The sequence below is a fragment of the Oscillibacter sp. UBA6647 genome, assembly GCA_002455655.1.
Lineage (GTDB): Bacteria > Bacillota > Clostridia > Oscillospirales > Oscillospiraceae > Oscillibacter.
In genome coordinates this window covers 1-4,806 of the sequence record DKLF01000067.1, presented here as the reverse complement: position 1 = coordinate 4,806, position 4,806 = coordinate 1, and the positions used below count along the sequence as shown (strand labels likewise).

Genomic DNA, 4,806 nt, shown 5'->3' with positions numbered 1-4,806 from the left:
GCTCAGGCCGAGGCGCTGGAGAAGGCCGGTATTTACTTTGACCACGTAATTTCCATCGAAATCTCTGATGAGGAGATTGAGAAGCGCATGGCGGGCCGGCGGGTGTGCGAACAGTGCAGCGCCAGCTTTCACGTGGTGGCGGTTCCCCCCAAGCAGGAGGGAATCTGCGACAAGTGCGGCGGAAAATTGAGCCGTCGGCACGACGACGACCCCGAGGTTGTGGAACAGCGCCTCGTGGTCTATCACAAGGAGACAGAACCGCTGAAGGACTTTTACAGGTCTCGGGGCGTTCTGGAATATGTGGAGAACCAGCCCACCGTGGCCGGAACCTCTCAGGCAATCCTCCACGCGTTGGGGAAATGAGGATGAAATGATTATTCTCAAATCCCCGGAGGAGATCGACTTGATGCGCCGAGCGGGAAAACTTACCGCGGCTGCCCGTGCCTTGGCAGGGGAAATGGTAAAGCCCGGCGTTACAACCCAGGAGATCAACGACGAAGTGGAGCGATTTATCCGAAAGAATCACGCGGTGCCGTCCTTCCTGCACTATCAGGGCTATCCGGCCTCCGTCTGCATCAGCGTCAACGACGAGATTATCCACGGCATCCCCGGAAAACGGGTGTTGCTGGAGGGTGATATCGTCAGCGTGGATGTGGGCGCGTATATCGGCGGATTTCATGGGGACTGCGCGGCAACCTTTGCCTGCGGAACCGTTTCCAAGGAGGCTCAGGATCTGATCAACGTGACCAGACAGAGCTTTTTCGAGGGAATCAAGCAGGCGCGTCAAGGCAACCGCACCGGGGATATCTCCGCAGCGGTTCAGGCTTACGCGGAAGCTCACGGATACGGAATTGTGCGGGAATTCGTCGGCCACGGGGTCGGCGCGGATATGCACGAGTCCCCGGAGATTCCGAACTATGGTCATCCCGGACGGGGCCCCAGGCTTCTTGCGGGAATGACGATTGCGGTTGAACCCATGGTGAACGCCGGGTCCGCCTCCATTTATCAGATGAGCGATGGCTGGACTGTCCGCACTGCGGACGGAAAGAACGCCGCCCACTATGAGAACACGATCCTGATTACCGACGGCGAGCCGGAAATTTTGACGGCTCCTGCAATTTGAGAGAGTGCTTATGGAGATCGCAAAGTCGAATATTGTTCAGTCCAGCGCCGGCAGGGACCGGGGAAAGCTTTTCTGCGTGATGAACGTAGAAGGGGAGTATCTGCTGCTGGCGGATGGGAAATCACGGAGGGTAGAGTCGCCCAAGCGCAAAAAGCGCAGACATGTGCTGTTTGTCGCCGCTGACGACACCCGCCTTTCCACAAAAATTAAAGGCGAAGAAAAAGTCACGAACAGCGAGCTTCGCAGAGCCCTCGCGGAATACCGCGGGGAGGTTCATCCGGACCAGGAGGGATAAGGCTTGGCAAAATCCGATATGATCGAAGTAGAGGGCGTTGTGGTTGAATCCATGCCCAACACCACGTTTAAGGTGGACATCGGCAATGGACATACGATCCTAGCGCACATCTCCGGGAAACTCAGAATGAATTTCATCAGGATCCTGCCTGGCGACAAGGTCACGGTGGAAATGTCACCATACGACCTGACCCGGGGCCGGATCACCTGGCGTACAAAGTAACGAACACACTGCCTACGCCGCTTTGTGCGGCTGGGAACAAAAGCTGAAAGGAATGGTTAGACATGAAGGTAAGACCGTCCGTGAAGCCCATGTGCGAAAAGTGTAAGGTCATTCGCCGCAAAGGCCGTGTCATGGTTATTTGCGAGAACCCCAAGCACAAGCAGAGACAGGGCTAATTAAAAATGGAGGTGCTTTAAGAGTATGGCACGTATCGCCGGCATTGACCTGCCGAAGGATAAGCGGATCGAAATCGGACTGACTTATATCTACGGAATCGGCAGAAAGAGCGCCAAGGACATCCTGGCGCAGACGGGCATCAACCCCGATACCCGCGTGAAGGATCTGACGGACGCCGAGGAGCAGCAGCTCCGCGACGCCATTGAGGCTTATTCCGTGGAAGGCGACCTGCGTCGCCAGACCGCGCTGGATATCAAGCGCCTGACGGAAATTGGCTGCTATCGCGGCCTGCGTCACCGCAGAGGCCTGCCTGTCCGCGGACAGCGCAGCAAGACCAATGCTCGCACCCGCAAAGGTCCCAAGAAGACCATTGCGAACAAGAAGAAGTAAGGAGGGAGAACGAAAATGGCTAAGACAGCAAGTTCCGGTGGAAAGAAAGTCGTCCGCCGCCGCCGTGAGAAAAAGCACATCGAGCGTGGCCAGGTCCATATCCGCTCTTCCTTCAACAACACCATGGTGACTGTTACCGACTCCCAGGGCAACGCGCTCTCCTGGGCTTCCTCTGGCGGCCTCGGCTTCCGGGGCAGCAAGAAGTCCACGCCCTTTGCGGCGCAGACCGCAGCGGAGACTGCCGCTCGCGCCGCCATGGAGCACGGACTGAAGACCGTCGAGGTTTTCGTGAAGGGACCCGGTCAGGGCCGTGAGGCCGCTATCCGGGCACTGCAGGCCGTGGGTCTGGAAGTGACGATGATCAAGGACGTCACTCCTATTCCTCACAACGGCTGCCGCCCCCCGAAGCGTCGCCGTGTCTGATTTGAAGGAGGTAAAGCTTTATGGCTAAGAATATGCAGCCCATTGCCAAGCGCTGCAAGACTCTGGGCATTTCTCCTGCCGTGATGGGTTACGCCAAGAAGGAAACCAAGCGTAATCCCGGCGGCCAGATGAGAAAGAAGAAGAGCGAGTATGCGACTCAGATGAACGAGAAGCAGAAAGTCAAGTTTATTTACGGAATTCTGGAAAAGCAGTTCCATAGCTACTATGAAAAGGCCGTGGCCACTCCGGGCAAGACCGGCGACAATCTGCTGATTCTGGTGGAGCGTCGGTTGGACAACGTGGTGTACCGCATGGGCTTTGCCATGACTCGCCGCGAGGCCCGTCAGTTGGTGAACCACGGGCACTTCATTGTCAACGGCAAGAAGGTCAACATTCCTTCTTATCTGGTCAAGGCGGGAGACGTGATTGAGGTTGCGGAATCCAGCCGCTCCTCCGCAGCGTTCAAGCGTCTTGTGGGCGAGAACGCCGTGATGTTCCTGCTGCCTTCGTGGCTGGAGCGCGAGAAGAATACGCTGAAGGGCACTGTGGTGCGGATGCCCGCCCGCGAGGACATCGATCTTCCCATCGAGGAACACCTCATCGTCGAGCTGTACTCCAAGTAATCGGAGGACACCCTCGAAGATGACAGGAACCGAACGCGGCCTGCCCTTGGGCTTTGCCGCAATGAGAAGATGAAGGAGGGTAACTGCATGATCGAAATCGAAAAGCCCCAGATCGAGTGTATCGAAGCTCCCGGCGACGTGACCTACGGCAAGTATGTGGTGGAGCCGCTGGAGCGGGGCTATGGCACCACGCTGGGCAATGCGCTTCGCCGCATTATGCTGTCCTCTCTGCCCGGCACCGCTGCGACCTCCATCAAGATCGCCGGCGTTCAGCACGAGTTTTCCACTGTCCCCGGCGTCAAGGAGGATGTGACGGAGATTGTCCTGAATGTAAAGGGCCTCCTCACCAAGCTCCACGGCGAAAGCGGGAAGACGGTCTATGTAGAGGCCGTCGGCCCCTGCGAGGTCACCGCCGGCGATATCAAGGCCGACGGCGAGGTGGAGATGCTTAACCCCGAGCTTCACATCGCTTCGCTGGACAGCGGCGCGACGCTGAATATGGAAATCACACTGTCTCACGGCCGGGGCTATGTCTCTGCCGACAAGAACAAGCGTGCAATGACCCAGCAGGTCATCGGCGTGATTCCCATTGATTCGATCTATACTCCGGTGTACAAGGTCAACTATACTGTGGAGCCCACCCGCGTGGGCACGTCCAGCGATTTTGACAAGCTGACGCTGGAGGTCTGGACCGACGGCACCATCTCTGCCCGGGACGCCGTGTCCCTTGGCGCCAAGATTCTGTGCGACCATTTCACGCTCTTCACCGACCTCTCGGAGAACGTGGGCAGCAAGCCCACGGTGGTGGAGAAGGGAGAGGCCCAGCGGGATAAGGTGCTGGAGATGACCATTGAGGAGCTGGACCTGAGCGTGCGCAGCTTTAACTGTCTCAAGCGCGCCAACATCAACACCGTGGAGGATCTGATTTCCAAGACCGAGGACGAGATGATGAAGGTTCGCAATCTGGGCCGCAAGTCGCTGGAGGAAGTAATCAACAAGCTGGCGATGATGGGTCTGGCTTTGGCAGACGAAGAGAATAATTGACTGAAAGCCCGGTGGGAGACTGCCGGGAGAGAAAATTCCCGATAAGGAGGAATACCGAAATGCCCGGAACCCGTAAACTCGGTAAAACAACGGACCAGCGCAGGGCGATGCTTCGCCAGCAGGTCACCGATTTCCTGGACAGAGGCGCTATGGAGACGACCGTCACCCGCGCCAAGGAGATCAAGCCCCTGGCCGAGAAGATGATCACCCTGGGGAAGAAGAACGATCTGGCCGCCTATCGGCAGGCCATGACCTTCATTACCCGTGAGGATGTTTGCAAAAAGATCTTCAAGGAGATCGCCCCCGGCTATGCGGAGCGCAACGGTGGTTACACCCGCGTCGTCCGCACCGGCATTCGCCGCGGAGACGCCGCGGAGACGGCCATTATCGAGCTGGTAAAGTAAATAATTTTGAAAGCGCCCCTGCCGACCGGCAGGGGCGCTTTTTTGGATTCAAATTTTTCTGTAGGGAAAGAAACGTGTTTTTATAGAAGAAGTGCGCTAATAGAG

The 4,806-nt window shown here is 57.3% G+C and carries 10 protein-coding genes; all 10 read left to right on the top strand.

The window, feature by feature from the left end:
* Window positions 1–363, top strand: a 363-nt coding sequence (locus B2W96_RS05010) for an adenylate kinase family protein (RefSeq protein WP_293009153.1), incomplete at its 5' end; no start/stop codon positions are given.
* Window positions 364–370: 7 nt separating this feature from the next.
* Window positions 371–1,123 carry a type I methionyl aminopeptidase gene (map, locus tag B2W96_RS05005; RefSeq protein WP_293009151.1) on the top strand — a complete coding sequence of 251 codons (753 nt, stop codon included), beginning with the start codon at window positions 371–373 and terminating at the stop codon, window positions 1,121–1,123.
* Between the two features lie 10 nt (window positions 1,124–1,133).
* Window positions 1,134–1,418, top strand: a complete 285-nt coding sequence (locus B2W96_RS05000; RefSeq protein ID WP_293009149.1) for a KOW domain-containing RNA-binding protein — start codon at window positions 1,134–1,136, stop codon at window positions 1,416–1,418.
* A 3-nt stretch (window positions 1,419–1,421) separates the two neighbouring features.
* Complete coding sequence (infA, locus tag B2W96_RS04995) at window positions 1,422–1,640, top strand: translation initiation factor IF-1 (protein WP_014116881.1); 219 nt, start codon at window positions 1,422–1,424, stop codon at window positions 1,638–1,640.
* A 62-nt stretch (window positions 1,641–1,702) separates the two neighbouring features.
* On the top strand, window positions 1,703–1,816 hold the full coding sequence (rpmJ, locus tag B2W96_RS04990) for a 50S ribosomal protein L36 (protein ID WP_014116882.1): 114 nt from the start codon (window positions 1,703–1,705) through the stop codon (window positions 1,814–1,816).
* A gap of 25 nt (window positions 1,817–1,841) precedes the next feature.
* Window positions 1,842–2,207: a 30S ribosomal protein S13 gene (gene rpsM / locus B2W96_RS04985; protein WP_293009145.1), complete on the top strand. Its 366-nt coding sequence runs from the start codon at window positions 1,842–1,844 to the stop codon at window positions 2,205–2,207.
* A 15-nt stretch (window positions 2,208–2,222) separates the two neighbouring features.
* Entirely contained in the window at window positions 2,223–2,630 is a 408-nt protein-coding gene (gene rpsK, locus B2W96_RS04980; RefSeq protein ID WP_293009143.1) for a 30S ribosomal protein S11, read from the top strand.
* Between the two features lie 20 nt (window positions 2,631–2,650).
* Complete coding sequence (rpsD, locus tag B2W96_RS04975; protein ID WP_293009141.1) at window positions 2,651–3,253, top strand: 30S ribosomal protein S4; 603 nt, start codon at window positions 2,651–2,653, stop codon at window positions 3,251–3,253.
* An 87-nt stretch (window positions 3,254–3,340) separates the two neighbouring features.
* Window positions 3,341–4,297, top strand: a complete 957-nt coding sequence (locus B2W96_RS04970) for a DNA-directed RNA polymerase subunit alpha (RefSeq protein ID WP_293009139.1) — start codon at window positions 3,341–3,343, stop codon at window positions 4,295–4,297.
* Between the two features lie 59 nt (window positions 4,298–4,356).
* Window positions 4,357–4,701 (top strand): 50S ribosomal protein L17, encoded by a 345-nt coding sequence (rplQ, locus tag B2W96_RS04965; RefSeq protein ID WP_293009137.1) that lies wholly within the window; start codon window positions 4,357–4,359, stop codon window positions 4,699–4,701.
* Window positions 4,702–4,806: the final 105 nt, after the last annotated feature.

Excerpts from the sequence above, each read along its gene's own strand:
- map (WP_293009151.1), top strand. The coding sequence starts at position 371 with ATGATTATTCTCAAATCCCCGGAGGAGATCGACTTGATGCGCCGAGCG.
- B2W96_RS05000 (WP_293009149.1), top strand. The coding sequence starts at position 1,134 with ATGGAGATCGCAAAGTCGAATATTGTTCAGTCCAGCGCCGGCAGGGAC.
- rpmJ (WP_014116882.1), top strand. The coding sequence starts at position 1,703 with ATGAAGGTAAGACCGTCCGTGAAGCCCATGTGCGAAAAGTGTAAGGTC.
- rpsM (WP_293009145.1), top strand. The coding sequence starts at position 1,842 with ATGGCACGTATCGCCGGCATTGACCTGCCGAAGGATAAGCGGATCGAA.
- rpsK (WP_293009143.1), top strand. The coding sequence starts at position 2,223 with ATGGCTAAGACAGCAAGTTCCGGTGGAAAGAAAGTCGTCCGCCGCCGC.
- rpsD (WP_293009141.1), top strand. The coding sequence starts at position 2,651 with ATGGCTAAGAATATGCAGCCCATTGCCAAGCGCTGCAAGACTCTGGGC.
- B2W96_RS04970 (WP_293009139.1), top strand. The coding sequence starts at position 3,341 with ATGATCGAAATCGAAAAGCCCCAGATCGAGTGTATCGAAGCTCCCGGC.
- rplQ (WP_293009137.1), top strand. The coding sequence starts at position 4,357 with ATGCCCGGAACCCGTAAACTCGGTAAAACAACGGACCAGCGCAGGGCG.